At 61.9% G+C, this 15,932-nt stretch carries 13 protein-coding genes and 3 tRNA genes; 4 read left to right on the top strand and 12 right to left on the bottom strand.

Annotated elements, in window-relative coordinates:
* Positions 1–46: 46 nt before the first annotated feature.
* The 4 genes from FPK30_RS01755 to FPK30_RS01740 all read left to right on the top strand — a co-directional run bounded on the left by FPK30_RS01755 (position 47) and on the right by FPK30_RS01740 (position 6,285).
* Positions 47–1,237 carry an ABC transporter substrate-binding protein gene (locus tag FPK30_RS01755; protein WP_232345897.1) on the top strand — a complete coding sequence of 397 codons (1,191 nt, stop codon included), beginning with the start codon at positions 47–49 and terminating at the stop codon, positions 1,235–1,237.
* Between the two features lie 9 nt (positions 1,238–1,246).
* Entirely contained in the window at positions 1,247–3,067 is a 1,821-nt protein-coding gene (locus FPK30_RS01750) for an ABC transporter permease (protein ID WP_144085040.1), read from the top strand.
* The gene (locus FPK30_RS01745) at positions 3,064–4,851 is read left to right on the top strand and encodes an ATP-binding cassette domain-containing protein (protein ID WP_144085039.1); all 1,788 of its coding nucleotides are present in this window, start codon (positions 3,064–3,066) and stop codon (positions 4,849–4,851) included. Before FPK30_RS01750 ends, FPK30_RS01745 begins: the two co-directional genes overlap by 4 nt.
* Before the next feature lie 102 nt (positions 4,852–4,953).
* A complete protein-coding gene (locus tag FPK30_RS01740) occupies positions 4,954–6,285 on the top strand; it encodes an O-acetylhomoserine aminocarboxypropyltransferase/cysteine synthase family protein (protein ID WP_144085038.1) in 1,332 nt (443 codons plus the stop codon).
* Positions 6,286–6,446: 161 nt separating this feature from the next.
* Here FPK30_RS01740 and rpmG read toward each other — a convergent pair whose 3' ends face one another.
* The 12 genes from rpmG to FPK30_RS01680 form a co-directional block, all read right to left on the bottom strand.
* Positions 6,447–6,614: a 50S ribosomal protein L33 gene (gene rpmG / locus FPK30_RS01735; RefSeq protein ID WP_015022386.1), complete on the bottom strand. Its 168-nt coding sequence runs from the start codon at positions 6,612–6,614 to the stop codon at positions 6,447–6,449.
* A gap of 46 nt (positions 6,615–6,660) precedes the next feature.
* Positions 6,661–6,734, bottom strand: a tRNA-Met gene (locus tag FPK30_RS01730).
* A gap of 4 nt (positions 6,735–6,738) precedes the next feature.
* Positions 6,739–6,810, bottom strand: a tRNA-Thr gene (locus tag FPK30_RS01725).
* 1 nt (position 6,811) lies between these two features.
* A tRNA-Tyr gene (locus tag FPK30_RS01720) sits at positions 6,812–6,893 on the bottom strand.
* 116 nt (positions 6,894–7,009) lie between these two features.
* Complete coding sequence (nrdF, locus tag FPK30_RS01715) at positions 7,010–8,005, bottom strand: class 1b ribonucleoside-diphosphate reductase subunit beta (protein ID WP_045924827.1); 996 nt, start codon at positions 8,003–8,005, stop codon at positions 7,010–7,012.
* A gap of 170 nt (positions 8,006–8,175) precedes the next feature.
* Positions 8,176–10,371, bottom strand: a complete 2,196-nt coding sequence (gene nrdE / locus FPK30_RS01710; protein WP_144085037.1) for a class 1b ribonucleoside-diphosphate reductase subunit alpha — start codon at positions 10,369–10,371, stop codon at positions 8,176–8,178.
* A 51-nt stretch (positions 10,372–10,422) separates the two neighbouring features.
* On the bottom strand, positions 10,423–10,920 hold the full coding sequence (gene nrdI / locus FPK30_RS01705) for a class Ib ribonucleoside-diphosphate reductase assembly flavoprotein NrdI (RefSeq protein ID WP_144085036.1): 498 nt from the start codon (positions 10,918–10,920) through the stop codon (positions 10,423–10,425).
* 175 nt (positions 10,921–11,095) lie between these two features.
* Positions 11,096–12,091 carry a class 1b ribonucleoside-diphosphate reductase subunit beta gene (gene nrdF / locus FPK30_RS01700; RefSeq protein WP_045925134.1) on the bottom strand — a complete coding sequence of 332 codons (996 nt, stop codon included), beginning with the start codon at positions 12,089–12,091 and terminating at the stop codon, positions 11,096–11,098.
* Between the two features lie 65 nt (positions 12,092–12,156).
* Positions 12,157–12,645 carry a class Ib ribonucleoside-diphosphate reductase assembly flavoprotein NrdI gene (nrdI, locus tag FPK30_RS01695; protein ID WP_144085034.1) on the bottom strand — a complete coding sequence of 163 codons (489 nt, stop codon included), beginning with the start codon at positions 12,643–12,645 and terminating at the stop codon, positions 12,157–12,159.
* 178 nt (positions 12,646–12,823) lie between these two features.
* The gene (locus FPK30_RS01690; RefSeq protein WP_186279342.1) at positions 12,824–13,924 is read right to left on the bottom strand and encodes a histidinol-phosphate transaminase; all 1,101 of its coding nucleotides are present in this window, start codon (positions 13,922–13,924) and stop codon (positions 12,824–12,826) included.
* A gap of 118 nt (positions 13,925–14,042) precedes the next feature.
* The gene (gene groES, locus FPK30_RS01685; protein ID WP_015022393.1) at positions 14,043–14,336 is read right to left on the bottom strand and encodes a co-chaperone GroES; all 294 of its coding nucleotides are present in this window, start codon (positions 14,334–14,336) and stop codon (positions 14,043–14,045) included.
* Positions 14,337–14,514: 178 nt separating this feature from the next.
* Positions 14,515–15,903 carry a hypothetical protein gene (locus FPK30_RS01680; protein ID WP_144085032.1) on the bottom strand — a complete coding sequence of 463 codons (1,389 nt, stop codon included), beginning with the start codon at positions 15,901–15,903 and terminating at the stop codon, positions 14,515–14,517.
* Between the last annotated feature and the right edge of the window lie 29 nt (positions 15,904–15,932).

Below are 15,932 nucleotides of genomic sequence, written 5' to 3'. Positions count from 1 at the left end.
ACACACAACCCACCGACATCAACCGTCAAACTCCAAGGGAGACATCATGGTCATCACATCAAAGCAGCACCGGCAGCATCGTGGCAGCATCAGGGCAATGGTTGCCCTCATGATCACCATGGCCATGGCCGGGGCGCTGTCGGCCTGCGGATTGGGAGGCGACCAGGGTTCCTCCGCAGGATCGTCAGACCATGTGACCATCGCTGCCATCTACCCTAAGACCGGTCTCTACGCCGAGTACGGCAAAATGTTCCAACAGGGTTTTGATCTGGCCAAGGACCAAGTCAACAAGAAGGGCGGCATACAGGGCAAGCGCCTGGACATCGCCTACTACGACACCCAGTCAGACGCCAAGCAGGATGCCGCCGTCGCCCCCAAGATCGCCTCCGACAAATCGGTCATCGCCGTTGTGGGTGACTATTCCTCGCCAGCCTCCTCAGCCGCATCGCCTATTTTCCAACAGGCCGGGCTGGTCCATTACGGCTTCAACAACTCCTCGCCGACATTCACGAATTCGGGTGATCATGTCTGGACACCGCAGATCTCGCAGAAGATTAACCAGGAAGTCAACGCTGAGGCGGTGGCCAAGCGAGCCAAGAAGATCTCCGTCGTCTATATAGAAAACGACTGGGGGAAGGAATCCTTCCAGTACTTCAAGGAGGCTGCGGAACGGCTCGGGGTGCAGATCGTCTACCAGTCCTCCTATCTGCCCGATTCCACGGACCTGACTCCGATACTGATCCCGGCCAAGAACGCTGCCCCCGAGGCCGTCGTGAACATCGGCTACGGACCAGATGGGGCGCTGGTCGCCAACACCCTGCGAGACAAGCTGGACTATAAGGGACCCTTCTTCGGCGGTCAGGAGACCAAGGAGTTCCTCTCCTTGACCGGAGCGAACGCCCAGGGGGCCATCATTACCGGCGTCTTTTCAGCGACAGGCACCAAGGACGCGAAAGCCAAGGCTTTCGTCAAGAGCTTCGAGGACCGGTACCACACCGTTCCGGGCAACTTCGAAATCACTGCCTACCAGGCCATTATGGATCTGGCCTACGCGGGCGAGAAGACCAGCCCCACCAGGGAGGGCATCCAGGAGGCCCTGGGCAAGGTCAAGGACTTCCCGCTCTACCAAGGCCGGGGAGGAACCTTCCGGTTCAATACCAAGACCCGACGGGCGGATACGATCAAGCCCATCCTCCTCCAGGTGGATCAGGGCAAATTCAAACAGATCGAGGAGTGAGCAGCGATCATGGTCGAGACGCTCTTTTCCGGACTCATCCACGGCGGTGTGTACGCTCTGGCCGCCGTGGGAATGTCCCTGGTCTTCGGAGTGACCAATGTGGCCAACTTCGCACAAGGATCCCTGGTAGCGGTCGGCATGATGACGGCCTGGTGGGTAGGCTCCTCCCTAGGCTGGGGACTCGTTCCCACCATATTGGCCGTCGTCCTGGTCACGGGCCTGGTCGGCCTGATCACCAACCTCCTGGTCATCACTCCCCTGGAAGGCCGGCAACCGATCGCCGCCCTCCTGGGCACTGTGGGTCTAGGACAGGTCCTGGATAACGGGATGCAGCTGATCTTCGGCTCTCAGACCAGGCCCTTCCCCCAGCTGCTGCCCACCCACAACCTGCATGCGCTAGGCATCAGCTTCGGCACCTCCGACCTGGTCATGGGTCTGGTCGCCCTGGCCAGCATGGTTGCGCTCTGGGCCTTCTTGACCTACGGCAGGACCGGCCAAGCCATCAGGGCCACCTCCCAGGATTCCCAGGCCGCATTGCAGATGGGGGTGCCGGTCACCTCCATCCGCACCATTGCTTTCGTCATCGGTTCGATCCTGGCGGGCATCGCGGGAATTTTCATCGGCCTGTTCAAGACGAACATCAACCCCATGGACGGCAACGCCATCGGCATGACGGCCTTTGTAGCCGCAGCCATCGGCGGGCTGGGTTCCATCCCCGGAGCCATCATCGGCGGCCTGGTGCTGGGTTTGGCCGAGGCTGTCGGCGTAGGACTCTTCGGCGATGGCGTGCATGACCTGATCACCTTCGGCACCCTCCTGCTGGTGCTGATCCTCAAGCCTTCAGGCTTCCTGGGCCGCAAGGCGGACATGGGCAAGGAACCCATGACCGGAACCCTCCCGGAAGCCGCCAGACCCATCCGACTGCCGCTTTGGGCCAACCTCGGCCTTGCGGCAGCCGCTCTGGCCACCCCCTTCATTTTCTCCGACCACCTGGCTGGGATCGGGACCCAGGTTGCCATCTACGCCATTGCCGCAGTGGGCCTGACCTTGATCTCGGGCTCGGCCGGCCAGACCATCCTGGGGTTGGCGGGACCTGTGGCCGTGGGAGCCTACGCTTCGGCTCTCTTGACCATGCGTCTGCATTGGCCTTTCACGCTCTCCCTGCTGGGCGCGGCCGTCATCGCCGCCGTGGCCGCATCCCTGCTGACATTCCCGGTATGGAAGCTCAGTGGCCACTATGTGGCTATCGCCACCATAGGGGTGGGAGCAGTCATGGTCGCCGTCATCCGCATCTGGGAACCGCTGACCAGGGGCTCGCTGGGTCTGCAGGGCATTCCCCTGCCGACCTTCCTGGGCAAGCCGCTCTACACCCAGCAGATGCAGTACCTGCTGGACCTGGTCGTTCTTCTGCTCGTCCTTGCGGTGACCTCTCGGATCAGGACCTCACACCTGGGTCACGTCTTCGAAGCCATCGGCGAGGACGGCCAAGCGGCCTGGTCCCTGGGGATCAGGACCGGGGCCTACAAGGCGCTGGCCTACGCCCTGGCATGCGGGTCGGCAGGTATCGCTGGCGCTCTGCTGGCGCACCAGTACACCTACATCGACCCAACCCTCTTCAACCCGACCATGTCGACCTTGATTCTGACCATCATCGTCCTGGGCGGGATGAAGTCCCCGACCGGAGCCGTGATCGGCTCTTTGATCCTGGTAGGCGCCCCGGAACTGCTGCGCATCCTGCCCGAGGTGAGAATCATGGCCTACGGACTCGTCCTGATCATCTTCATCATCTGCAGACCACAAGGCCTGTTCTCAACCAAAAGGAGGGCATGATGACAGGCAGTCAGCATAGTCCCGAACCGGTACGTGGCAATCCCGACCAACCCCTGCTCAGCGTGCGCGATCTGAGCAAGAGCTTCCAGGGACTGCAGGCGGTGGCCGACGTCAACATGGATCTGGCATCCGGCCAGGTGATAGGCATCATCGGTCCCAACGGATCAGGAAAGTCCACGACCATCAACCTGATCTGCGGCTTTCTCAAGCCCGACTCGGGCCAGATCAGCCTGAGGGGACGCACCGTGACCGGCCTGCCCGCCACGGACATGGCCGAGCAGGGGGTGTCCCGCACCTTCCAGAACGGCAGGGTCTTCCCGACCATGAGCGTTGAAGAGAACGTGGCCGTAGGATTCCATAGGCGCCTGGAAGCCCGCAGGCCCTTTCGCCGTTTGGAAAGGTGGCCCATCCTGCGATGGATTCCCCTGCTGGCGCAGACCTGGCTGACGCTGGTGCCCGGTCCCGCCTGCCGGAGGGAGGCGGGCGCCGAACGCAAGGCCGTCCAGTCCGAGATCGACAGATTCAGCGAGCGCCTGGAGGAACATCGCACCCAGGCCGCCTACACCCTGTCCTACGCCAACCGGCGACGCACCGAGATAGCCAGAGCCCACGTCAGCTCCCCCGACATCCTGGTTTTGGACGAACCCACCGCAGGAATGAACCAGTCGGAGACGGCCGAGGTGCTGCAACAGCTCCTGGAGCTCAAGGCCCAGGGTCAGACCATGCTTCTGGTCGAGCACAAGATCGATCTGATCGAAGCGCTTTGCGACCAGGTCATCGCCATGGACGGCGGCCGGATCATCGCCTCCGGACTTCCCAGGCAGGTCAGTGCCGACCCCCGCGTCATCACCGCATACCTGGGCGACCGCAGACCCCGCAACGATGCCCCCATGAACGGGCAGGCGGATGTTCTGGCCCGGCAAAATGCCCTGGCTCCGGTCACCGCTGCGGAACCGATTGATGGCCAGGATCCCGACAGCACGGGAACCAGGCTGAGAGCCAAGGCTGAGGCCTCTGATGATGAGGGGAAGCCGACAGCCGAGGGGGAACGAACATTGCTCTCCCTGGATGGCGTCGATGTGAGCTATGGCCCGGTCAAGGCCCTGGACCATGTCAGCCTTCGCATTCCCCAAGGCGGCATCGTTTCCCTTCTGGGCGGGAATGCGTCGGGCAAGTCCACAACCATGAAGACCATCCTGGGCCTGCTGGCTCCAAAGGAGGGGACCATCCGTTTGGATGGACAGGAAATCACCCACACCCCCACCAAGGATCGGGTCCGTTCCGGAATCGCCTCGGTCCCTGAGGCAAGAAGGGTCTTCGCAGCCATGAGCGTAGAGGAGAACCTGCGCATGGGCGCCTTCACCCAAAGACAACGCAGTCAGATCGAACAGGATCTGGATGCCATATATGAGCGGTTCCCGCGCCTGGCCGAACGCCGCGGGCAGCAGGCCGGCACCCTTTCAGGAGGGGAACAGCAGATGCTGGCCTTCGGCAGGGCCCTGATGAGCCATCCCCGGCTGATATGCATGGACGAGCCGACCATGGGCCTATCGCCCAAGCTGGTCGACCAGGTGCTTGAGCAGATCGCCTCCCTTCGCGACCAGCTGGGCATCTCCATCCTTTTGGTCGAGCAGCAGGCCGAGCTGGCCCTGTCCATCGCCGACTACGGGTACGTGCTGCAGAACGGCTTGATCCGTCTGGAGGGGCCCGCCCGACAGCTCTTGAATGATGAACGTGTCCGCCAGGCATACCTGGGCAAGGCAACCTCCGATAGCGGGCGATAAGGAACACCTATGGGAGCAACCTTGCCTGAGACTCTGAAAGAAGATTCGATGGTGGGCTAGCAAGGGATTCCCAACCGGACACAAGCAGAGGGGCACAACCGTATGAGCAAAGGATTCGCAACAAGAGCCGTCCATGACGGCTATGACTGTCAAAGCCAGGGCGGGGGCGCAGCCAGCGTCCCCATCTACCAGTCGGCCGCCTTTGACATGGTCACCGCCGACCGGGGAGATGCCCTGGCCGCCGGCGAAATTCAAGGATTCTCATACTCTCGCCTGGCCAACCCCACGGTCAAGGTCCTGGAGGACCGCCTGGCCAGTCTGGAGGGGGGCAAGGGGGCTGTGGCCATGGCCTCGGGGATGGCCGCCGTGTCGTCCGCCCTCATGTGCGCAGCCGAAGGTAGCGGGAGGCTGATCTCCCCTGTCGATCTTTATGGAACATCCGTGGATACCATGAAGACCTTCTTTCCCAACTTCGGCATCGAAACGGATTTTGTGGACGACATCAACGACCTTGAGGCAGTGGAATCCCTGATCCAGGACAACACCAGGGCCATCTTCGCCGAATCCGTGGCCAATCCGTCCACAGCCATCGCCGACATCCCCGGCCTGGCCGACCTGGCCCACCGGCATGGACTGGCCCTGATCATCGACAATACGGTGCCCACGCCCTACCTGCTCAAGCCGATCGACTTCGGCGCCGACATCGTCGTCCACTCGACCACCAAGGGGATCAGCGGCCACGGCAACGCCCTGGGCGGGGTCATCGTGGATGCGGGACGGTTCGACTGGGGCAATGGTCGCTTCCCGCAGATGAGCCAGCCCGAGCTGATCATCAGCGACGAGCGGCACGGGTCCATGGTCAGCTTTCTGGATGCCTTCGGCAAGATGGCCTTCCTGCACAGGGTCCATACCAAGTACCTGCACACCTTCGGGGCGGTCATGAGCCCCTTCACCGCCTACCTGCAGCTGACCGGCCTCGAGACCCTGGCCCAGCGGGTCGCCACCGAGGTGAAAACGGCAACAACCCTGGCCCGCCACCTGCTGACCATTCCCCAGGTGGAGCGGGTCAACTATTCGGGCATACCCGAAGGGCGGCACCAGGGCGATGCAGACCAGCAGGACCGCCTGGCATCGACCCTGCTGCCCAAGGGCGTCGGCACGATTCTCTCCTTCAGGGTCCAAGGGGGCTACGAACAGGTCAAGCGCATCGTGGACTCGGTGCGTCTCATGAGCTACATGCCCAACATCGGCGACTGCCGCACCCTGATTGTGGACCCGGCCAGGATCACCCACAGGGAGGTTCCAGAACCCTACCGCCTCAGCGCCGGTGTGGGCGACGACCTGATTCGAATCTCCGTAGGCCTGGAGAACCCGGACGACCTGATCGCCGATCTGGATCAGGCCTTTGCGGCCGCCTACCAGGGCGCTCTCTGAAGGCTGAGCCCCCTACATCGCCAAACCCGTTCTGCTTCCAACACTATCCGCAGATAATGCGGGTCAGGAACATAGGCGGATTTGTATAAGGAAGAACGCTTGTATAAAAAAGAACCCGACCAGATGGTCGGGTTCCGATGAAGCCAAAAGACGGGAAGAACTCAGCGGGTCTCCCGGTGCAGGGTATGCTTGCCGCAACGGGGGCAGAACTTCTTGAGCTCCAGACGGTCAGGAGTGTTACGACGGTTCTTGGTCGTAATGTAATTACGCTCCTTGCACACGGTGCACGCCAGCGTAATGCCAGGACGGATATCTGCGGCTTTTGCCATGGTTCACCTCTATAGTCGTTGCACGACCGACGTATGTCGGCCACAGTAGCGAGGAAGAGACTCGAACTCTTGACCTTACGATTATGAGTCGTACGCTCTAGCCAGCTGAGCTACCCCGCCAGAGAGCCTCGGGTGAGAATCGGACTCACGACCTCTTCCTTACCAAGGAAGTGCTCTGCCACTGAGCTACCGAGGCGTGGCGGATAGAGGATTCGAACCTCTGAAGCATTACGCGGCTGATTTACAGTCAGCTCCCTTTGACCGCTTGGGAAATCCGCCATGCCGCACTAGAACCGGAGCTCCGTACGGCAACTTGCCTATAATGACATGTTTTTCTGTTTTCCGCAAGTCCCGCTCCAACGTCGTGTCTTCCCCGTCAGAGCGGGACGGATGGGTCAGAAATCCCAGTCCTCGTCGTCCGTCTCCACGGCCTTGCCCATGACGTAGGAGGAGCCCGAGCCGGAGAAGAAGTCGTGGTTCTCGTCGGCGTTGGGGCTCAGCGAGGCGATGATGGCGGGATTCACATCGGTGGTGTCCGAGGGGAAGAGGGCGGGATAGCCCAGGTTCATCAGGGCCTTGTTGCCGTTGTAGCGCAGGAACTTGGTGACGTCCTCCACCAGGCCCACCCCGGAGTACAGGCTCTCGGTGTATTCCACCTCGTTGTCGTACAGGTCGCCCAGGAGCTCGTAGGTGTAGTCGCTCATGGCCTGGCGCTCGGAGTCGGAGACCTTGGCCAGCCCCTTCTGGTACTTGTAGCCGATGTAGTAGCCATGCACGGCCTCGTCCCGGATGATCAGACGGATCAAATCAGCCGTGTTGGTCAGCTTGGCATGGCTGGAGAAGTACATGGGCAGGTAGAAGCCCGAGTAGAAGAGGAAGGACTCCAGCAGGGTGGAGGCCACCTTGCGCTTCAGGGGGTTGTCGCCCTCGTAGTAATCCAGCACGATCTGGGCCTTGCGCTGGAGGAACTCGTTGTGCTCGCTCCACTCAAAGGCAGCGTCGATCTGAGGGGTGGAGGCCAGGGTGGAGAAAATGGAGGAGTAGGACTTGGCATGGACCGACTCCATGAAGGCGATGTTGGTGTAGACCGCCTCCTCATGGGGGGTCAGTGCATCCGGGATCAGGCTGACGGCGCCCACGGTCCCCTGGATGGTGTCCAGAAGGGTCAGGCCGGTGAAGACCCGCATGGTCAGGGTGTGCTCCTCCTCGCTCATAGACTGCCAGGAGGGCAGATCATTGCTGACGGGAACCTTCTCAGGCAGCCAGAAGTTGCCAGTCAGACGGTCCCAGACCTCCAGGTCCTTCTCGTCCTCCAGACGGTTCCAGTTGATGGCGGAGACCCGGTCGATCAGCTTCAGCGGCTGCCGGGGAATGGAAATGGGTGGGACCATGGTTGATTGCTCCTTGTTGGATGGGTGTTCGACAGTGCGAAGCGGATCATGACAGGACCGTCAGTCTACCGCATGGACGGACCCGACCTGTGGATGTGGATACCAAAGGGCCGGCGCCGCCCTCAAAGACGGCACCGACCAGTGATTGCATAGGCCTGAGGACAGATGCCTTAAAGCATGCAGCTGACGCAGCCTTCGACCTCGGTGCCTTCCAGCGCCTGCTGGCGGATCCTGATGTAGTAGAGGGTCTTGATCCCCTTGCGCCAGGCGTAGATCTGAGCCTTGTTCAGGTCGCGGGTGGTGGCCGTGTCGGGGAAGAAGAGGGTCAGCGAGAGCCCCTGATCCACATGCTGGGTGGCCTCGGCGTAGGTGTCCACGATCTTCTTCCAGCCGATCTCGTAGGCATCCTCGAAGTAGTCCAGGTTCTCGTTGGTCATGTAGGGAGCCGGGTAGTAGACGCGCCCGATCTTGCCCTCCTTGCGGATCTCGATCTTGGAGGCGATCGGGTGGATGGAGCTGGTGGAGTGGTTGATGTAGGAGATGGACCCGGTCGGGGGGACAGCCTGGAGGTTCTGGTTGTAAATGCCGTCCTTGAGGATGGCCGCCTGGAGTTCCTTCCAGTCCTCCACCGTGGGGATGTGGACCTGGTACTGGTCGAAGAGGTCCTTGATTCGCTGGGTCCTGGGCTCCAGGGAACGGCTGCCCTCGGTGTACTTGTCGAAGTAGTTCCCTTGGCCTGCCGGCTTGGCATAGTCGGACTTGGCGAAGGAGGCGAAGGCCTTCCCCCGCTCCACGGCCAGGGCATGGGAGGCCCTGTAGGCGTGGTAGGCCACGGTCATGAAGTACATGTCCGTGAAGTCCAGCCCCTCCTCGGACCCGTAGTGGATGCCCTCGCGGGCCAGGAAGCCGTGGAGGTTCATCTGGCCCAGGCCGATGGCATGGCCCTCGTCGTTGCCCCGCTTGATGGAGGGGACGGCCTCGATGTTGGTGTGGTCGGAGACGGAGGTCAGGGCCCGCACCGAGGTTTCGACCGTGTCAGCCAGTCCGCCGTCCATGGCCTTGGCGATGTTGAGGGACCCCAGGTTGCATGAGATGTCGCGGCCGATATGCTCGTAGTTCAGGTTCTCGGAGTAGGTGCTGGGCTCCTGGACCTGCAGGATCTCCGAGCAGAGGTTGGACATGGTGATCCGGCCGTCGATGGGGTTGGCCTTGTTGACCGTGTCCTCGAAGAGGATGTAGGGGTAGCCGGACTCGAACTGGATCTCGGCCAGGGTCATGAAGAAGTCACGGGCGTCGATGTACTTCTTGTGGATCCGCTTGTCCTTGACCATCTCCTCATAGTGCTCGGTGATGGGGATGTCGGCGAAGGGCTTGCCGTAGACCCGCTCCACGTCGTAGGGCGAGAAGAGGGCCATGGGCTCCTTGCGCTTGGCCAGCTCGAAGGTGATGTCGGGGATGACCACGCCCAGGGCCAGAGACTTGATGCGGATCTTCTCATCCGCATTCTCCCGCTTGGTGTCCAGGAAGCGCATGATGTCAGGGTGGTGGGCCGACAGGTAGACGGCGCCGGCACCCTGGCGGGCGCCCAGCTGGTTGGCGTAGGAGAAGGAATCCTCCAGGAGCTTCATGACCGGGACCACGCCGCTGGACTGGTTCTCGATGTGCTTGATGGGCGCGCCCATCTCGCGCAGGTTGCTGAGCAGCAGGGCCACGCCGCCGCCCCTCTTGGACAGCTGCAGGGCGGCGTTGACACCGCGGGAGATGGACTCCATGTTGTCTTCGATGCGCACCAGGAAGCAGGAGACCGGCTCGCCGCGCTGGGCCTTGCCCAGGTTCAGGAAGGTGGGGGTGGCGGGCTGGAAGCGGCCGGAGATGATCTCGTCCGTGTACTTCATGGCGGCCTGCTCGTCCCCGTCGGCCAGTTCCAGGGCCACGGCCACGCAGCGCTGGGGGAAGTCCTCCAGGTAGCGCTTGCCGTCGAAGGTCTTCAGCGCGTAGGAGGTGTAGAACTTGAAGGCGCCCAGGAAGGTCTCGAATTCAAAGCCGCTCTCGGCCGCATGCTGGTAGATCCTGTCCAGGAACTCAGGGGTGTAGCGCTCGAAGACCTTCCGATCGTAGTACTCGTGGTCCAGGAGGTAGGCGATCCGCTCGGCCGTGGAGGGGAAGGTCATGGTGTTGGGCCCCACGTGCCGGTCCATGTACTGGCGCTCGGCCTCGTGGTCCTTGTCGAACTGGATCCTGCCGTCCTTGTCGTACAGGTTCAGCATGGCGTTCAGGGCATGGTAGTCGTGAGCCGGGTCGAAGGTCTCCTCATCCTCGGATGCGGTCCTGTCCAGGGCCAGGGACGTGTCCTCGTTTGCTCCCATCGGGTGTCCTTTCATGAAAATTACGGTGATAGTACGTGTAATGCAATTGGCTCAGGACTCGGGATGGTTGCGGAAGAAATCCACAACCCCGCGGCGGACCTTCTCCTGGTCCTCCTTGGTGCCCATGAGCTCGAAATAGTAGAGGAAGGGCACATTGCACTTGCGGGAGATGATGTCCCCCGCCATGCAGAAGGCCTCCCCGAAGTTGGTGTTGCCGGAGGCGATGACCCCGCGGATGCCGGCCCGGTTGTCCGGGTCGTTCAGGAAGCGCTTGATCTGCGGCATGACCGCCTTCTTGGCCGATCCGCCCCCATAGGTGGGGACGATCAGGATGTAGGGCTGTCGAATGTTGAGCGGCGGGTCCTTGGGCCTCAGAGGGATGCGGAAGACATCGATCCCCTCCTCATCCAAATGGCAGTTGGCGATGAACCGGGCGGTGTTGCGCGAGGCCGATGAGAAGTAGACCACAGCCCCCAGGCGCTGACCCTGGGCGGCGAACTCGGGAGCGCTGAGCTCCGAATCAGTTCCGGCGGTCTGCTGTTGCTCCATGCTTCCTCCTGATCAGGCCATCCAGAGCCTGTCTTGACGGTGATGCCCGCCCTGAGGACGGACCGATCAGAACCCGCCCAGCGCGAGCCTGAACTACTATATGTGCTGTTGATATTGAAAACGGTGACCATATCTAGGGTTTTCTGTGCCCAATATCACACCGGTTCCGATTCGTTCAGAAGTCCCAATCGTCGTCGTCCGTGGACTCGGAGTGCCCCATGACGTAGGAGGAGCCCGAACCCGAGAAGAAATCATGGTTCTCGTTGGCCGATGGCGACAGGGCCGCCAGGATCTCCGAGCTGACATCGGTCTGGTCGGCTGCGAACCGGGCCGGGTAACCCAGGTTCATCAGCGCCTTGTTGGCATTGTAGCGGACGAAGGCGAAGACATCCTCGACGAAGGGGAAGCCCTCATAGATCTGCCCGGAGTAGACCATCTCCAGATCGTAGAGCTTGTCCAGCAAATCGTTGGTGAACTTCTCCAGCATGGCCTGGTCGGCCTGGGTCCTCTCCTCCAGACCCCGCTGATACTTGTAGCCCGAGTAATAGCCGTGGATGGCCTTGTCGCGCAGGATCAGCCGGATCATGTCAGCCGTGTTCATCAGCTTGGCATGGCTGGAAAAGTAGAGGGGCAGGTAGAAGCCTGCATAGAGCATAAGCGAGGAGAGCATGGTGGAGGCCACCTTGCGCTTCAGGGGATCCTCGCTGACGTACTCGTGCAGGACCGTGTGGACGCGCTCCTGGAGGACGTCGTTGGCCACGGCCCAGCGATAGGCCTTGTCGATCTCCTCGCTGGAGCAGAGGGTGGAGAAGACCGAGGAGTAGGACCGGGCATGGACCGACTGCATGAAGGCGATATTGGTGTAGATGGCCTGCTCCTGCTCGGTGCGGGCGTGATCGATCTGCACCAGCTCGCCGATGGTGGCCTGGGTGGTGTCCAGCATGGTCAGTCCGGTGAAGACGCGGACCGTGGTCTGGCGCTCATGATCGGTCAGGGTGTTCCAGGATGGGATGTCATTGGACAGGGGCACCTTCTCGGGCAGCCAGAAGTTGGAGACCAGGCGGTTCCAGACCTCCAGATCCTTCTCGTCGGTGATCTTGTTCCAGTTGACCGGGCGGATCCTGGCCTCAGGGGTGACACGGTACTGGGGCGGGGTGATGGATTGGCGCATCATCTCGTCGTCGGCATAGACGCTGGACTCTGCCTTGGTGTTTTCTTTGGTGCTTTCCTGCTGGCTCATGACAAAACCGCCTTTCGTGAATCAGTCGACTGCTGCTGGAGCTGCACTCCCATTCCGGCCAGAATGGCCCTGACCGCCCGAACGTCCTCCGCGGTGCCCAGCAGCTCGAAGCGATAGAGCTCAGGGACGCCGCACCGGTGGGCTATCAGCGGTCCGGCCGCGCAATAGGCGCTGCCGAAGTTCCGGTTGCCCGAGGTGATGACCCCGCGGATCAGCCCGCGGTTGACCGGATTGTTCAGGAAGTGGATGACCTGTTTGGGCACGGCCCCCTTGGCTGACCCGCCGCCATAGGTGGGCACCAGCAGAAGGTAGGGCGCATCCATGACGAGCATGGGCTGGCGCCGCTCGTACAGGGGGATGCGGAGAGGCTCCTCCACGCCCAGCCGCTGCACAAAGCGGTGGGTGTTGTTGGAGACGCTGGAGAAATACACCAGCCTGGAGGCACCATCGGGAGGATCGTGCCGATCCACATCTGCTAAGGACATAGAGACTGCTGCTCCTTGGTAAACACTATATATTGGATTGACTTGGCCAGCCAACCACAATATATAGGTTTATCCAAGACGACACAAGTTCACAGGGGCAAAACCGTCCCCGCTGTGACATTCCATACAACAGCAGGGACGGCAGTCGAATACATTGACGATTGCGCCAGCGCAACCTTCAGTCGGCGATCGGGTCCAGCGGCAAACCCTGTCGACGCAGGTCGGCGCAGACCTCCAGCACCCGGTCGTTGGCCTCCCTCTCCCCCACAGTGATGCGGATGCCCTCGCCAGGGAAGGTTCTGACCGATAGGCCTGCGTCGCGGAAATGCTGATCAGCCTGCGTGGCGGCCTGGCCCAGAGGCAGCCAGTAGTAGTTGGCCCGAGGTTGGGGGATCTTCCACCCCTGCTCCTGCAAACCAGCCAGGATTCTGGCCCGTTCCTGCTTGAGTGCCTGGACCCGCTCGGCCAGGCGGTCCTGTGCATCCAGGCTGGCCATTGCCGCCGTCTGGGCCACATCGGTGACGCCGAAGGGCAGGGCCACCTTGTTCATGCCGGCAATGATTGGCTCGGCAGCCACGGCGTACCCGATCCGCAGACCGGCCAGTCCGTAGGCCTTGGAGAAGGTCCGGGCCACGATCACATTGGGATGCTCGCGCATGAGTGACAATCCGCCGGCGCGGTCAGGATCGTCGTTGAACTGTATATAGGCCTCGTCAAAGAGCACCGGCAGGTCGGCGGGCAGGGCCTGCAGCAGCCGTTCGGCCTGGTCGCGGTCGACGTTGGTCGCAGTCGGATTGTTGGGGTTGTTGACGATGACCAGTCTGGTGTGGTCGTTGACCGCGGCGATCATGGCCTCGATGTCATGCCGCCCCTCTTTATCCAAGGGCACGGGCACCCCTGTGGCTCCGGCCGAGGTGACGATGATGGGATAGGCCTCGAAACTACGCCAGGGATAGACCACCTGGTCGCCATGACCGGCCACCAGGTCAACCAGCTGGGTAATGACCTCAGTGGACCCGCATCCCAGCTGGATGCATGCAGGATCCACCCCGTGCAGCTGGGCCAGCCGCTCCACCAGACGGGTGCCATGCATGTCCGGATAGCGGTTCAGATGGCCCAAGGCCTGCTCCGAGACGGTCTGGAGCACGCCCGGCAGAGGCGGGTAGGGGTTCTCGTTGCTGGAGATCTTGTAGCTGGTCAACCCGGGAACGGCTGGTGCCGTGCTGCCCTGCCGGTATCCGGGCAGGGAATCAATGCTGGCGCGATGACGATAGTACATGAGCACCATGCTAGTGGCCGCCATATGTCTCCGCGGCGTCTGTTCCGCTGCACGGTCTCCCGAGACGCGAATGGCCCCCGGTCCTTGCGCAGGACCAGGGGCCACTATCACCGCCTCTTTACTTGAGGATGGCCAGAACGTCGCGCGCGGACACGATCAGGTAGTCCTCGCCGCCGTAGTTGACCTCGGTGCCGCCATACTTGGAGTACAGAACCTTGTCGCCAACCTTGACATCCATGGGGATGCGCTCGCCCTTGTCGTCACGACGGCCGGGGCCTGCCGCCAGCACCTCGCCCTGCTGGGGCTTCTCCTTGGCGGTATCGGGAATGACCAGCCCGGAAGCGGTCTTGGTCTCCGCCTCAGCCTGCTTGATGACGATCTTGTCTTCCAACGGTGTGAGTGAAATCGACACTGTGGACCTCCTACATCTTGTGAGAACAGCCAATGAACCCACGCCGGAACGTCGATGAGAGGCTGACGAACACTCACCACGCATTCCTTTGCGCTACAAGTCATAGTAGCGCGAAATTAGCACTCTGCCAACTTGAGTGCTAACGCTGGTGGTGAAAGATCAATACCGGATCGGCCCCTCAGGACTTAGATGCCGGACGCCGCCGGGCCAGGATGGCCTCCACGCCGATGGACAGGGAGTCCTCGCTGCGGTCGGGCACCTCGACCTGGGCCTGCATTTCCTGCTTGTGAAAGTCGTCGGGCCGCTTGTCGGCTTTCTTCTGATCCGCCTGTTTCTTTTCTGGGGGACGGGCCACGGAGACCTGCCGGGTGGACTTGATCTCCAAGCTGTGAGGACCCTCATCCTCGCTCTTCTTGCCATCCATGTCCGATCCCTCGCCACTGGCTGATCCTAGGGAGAAGGAGATCAGATCCTGGCCCGCCGCCATACCGAAGGCATCCAAGGCCGGAGAGGGACTGATGCGCTTGAGCTCATTAGTGGCGTCGTCCTGGGCCGACGAAGCTGGGCGCGCATTGCCAGAGACTGGTCCCGACTTGCCCGACTGGGCAGCGGCGGACCGGGCTGCAGGCTTGGAGGCAGCGGACTTGTCCAACGACGACTTGGACGCTGCGGGCTTGGAGGCAGCCTTTGCGGCCGTTGAAGATTTGGTGGTTGCCGGTTTGGAAGCCTTCGGTCGAGAAGCCGCTTGTTTGGCTGGGGTCCGATCAGAGGCCTTCTTGGCAGCGGATGGCCTGCTCGTCGCATGCCCGGTCTGCGCAGCGGCCTTCTCGGTCGACTTGACGGACCCAGCCGAACCTTGAGTCTTACTGCTGCCGACTGCCGGATTTGCAGGCTTGGAGGAATTGTGCTGTCTGGCCTGAAGAGCTGCCTGCTGATCAGCCTTGGCCTGGGCCAGCGTTCGACGGATCTCGCCCTGGTCCAACACATCCGTGGCAGTTTCCGTGCGGCCCTCACTCTTGGCCTGACCGGGTTTGCCGGAGGTCTTGCTCTTAGTCAGACTGGCTGCCTGCTGACGACGCTGCCGGGCACGCCGCTGGGCTAAATTGCGCTCCCAGGCCCGGGCCTGAGCCGAGGCATGCGCGCCGGCGGCCAACACCACTACCACCAGCGCCAGAGGAATCAGCGTAAACCATGGGCTGTAGTCCACAAGGAAGGAGCAGCCGGCCACCAGCAGGGTGATGACCAAGAGGGCAAGAACCAGGATGCGACGACGACGTATGGCCGCGCGGCGCAACTGTCTGATCTGCTTGATGCGCTGGGCTTGACTGCGCCGGTTGCCATCCTGCTGCCCTTGCTGCATGACCAACCCTTTCACCGTCCTCGACTGCCTGTCGCAGAACCTCATGCCGTCTTCCCGACCCACCATGTGCAGGGAGGTGGAAAGCCTGTCCTGGCGATGCTCCGAGGCCCGCTTCATGCCCTTGACGGTGCGAAACGGCAGCCAACCCAGCACCAGAATCACCGCAATCACCAAAACCACGATGCTGCTGAGTGATTCATAAACCATAGGTACTACGTTAGTTGACGGTATGCCCC

Source organism: Bifidobacterium apousia (assembly GCF_007559275.1).
In the GTDB taxonomy this organism is placed as follows: Bacteria; Actinomycetota; Actinomycetes; order Actinomycetales; family Bifidobacteriaceae; genus Bombiscardovia; species Bombiscardovia apousia.
Note: the sequence above shows the minus strand (reverse complement) of the source record. Positions and strands in the feature narration are given on the sequence as shown.

Excerpts from the sequence above, each read along its gene's own strand:
- FPK30_RS01745 (WP_144085039.1), top strand. The coding sequence starts at position 3,064 with ATGATGACAGGCAGTCAGCATAGTCCCGAACCGGTACGTGGCAATCCC.
- FPK30_RS01690 (WP_186279342.1), bottom strand. The coding sequence starts at position 13,924 with ATGTACTATCGTCATCGCGCCAGCATTGATTCCCTGCCCGGATACCGG.
- nrdE (WP_144085037.1), bottom strand. The coding sequence starts at position 10,371 with ATGGGAGCAAACGAGGACACGTCCCTGGCCCTGGACAGGACCGCATCC.
- nrdF (WP_045925134.1), bottom strand. The coding sequence starts at position 12,091 with ATGCGCCAATCCATCACCCCGCCCCAGTACCGTGTCACCCCTGAGGCC.
- nrdI (WP_144085036.1), bottom strand. The coding sequence starts at position 10,920 with ATGGAGCAACAGCAGACCGCCGGAACTGATTCGGAGCTCAGCGCTCCC.
- FPK30_RS01680 (WP_144085032.1), bottom strand. The coding sequence starts at position 15,903 with ATGGTTTATGAATCACTCAGCAGCATCGTGGTTTTGGTGATTGCGGTG.
- FPK30_RS01740 (WP_144085038.1), top strand. The coding sequence starts at position 4,954 with ATGAGCAAAGGATTCGCAACAAGAGCCGTCCATGACGGCTATGACTGT.
- nrdF (WP_045924827.1), bottom strand. The coding sequence starts at position 8,005 with ATGGTCCCACCCATTTCCATTCCCCGGCAGCCGCTGAAGCTGATCGAC.
- FPK30_RS01755 (WP_232345897.1), top strand. The coding sequence starts at position 47 with ATGGTCATCACATCAAAGCAGCACCGGCAGCATCGTGGCAGCATCAGG.
- nrdI (WP_144085034.1), bottom strand. The coding sequence starts at position 12,645 with ATGTCCTTAGCAGATGTGGATCGGCACGATCCTCCCGATGGTGCCTCC.
- rpmG (WP_015022386.1), bottom strand. The coding sequence starts at position 6,614 with ATGGCAAAAGCCGCAGATATCCGTCCTGGCATTACGCTGGCGTGCACC.
- FPK30_RS01750 (WP_144085040.1), top strand. The coding sequence starts at position 1,247 with ATGGTCGAGACGCTCTTTTCCGGACTCATCCACGGCGGTGTGTACGCT.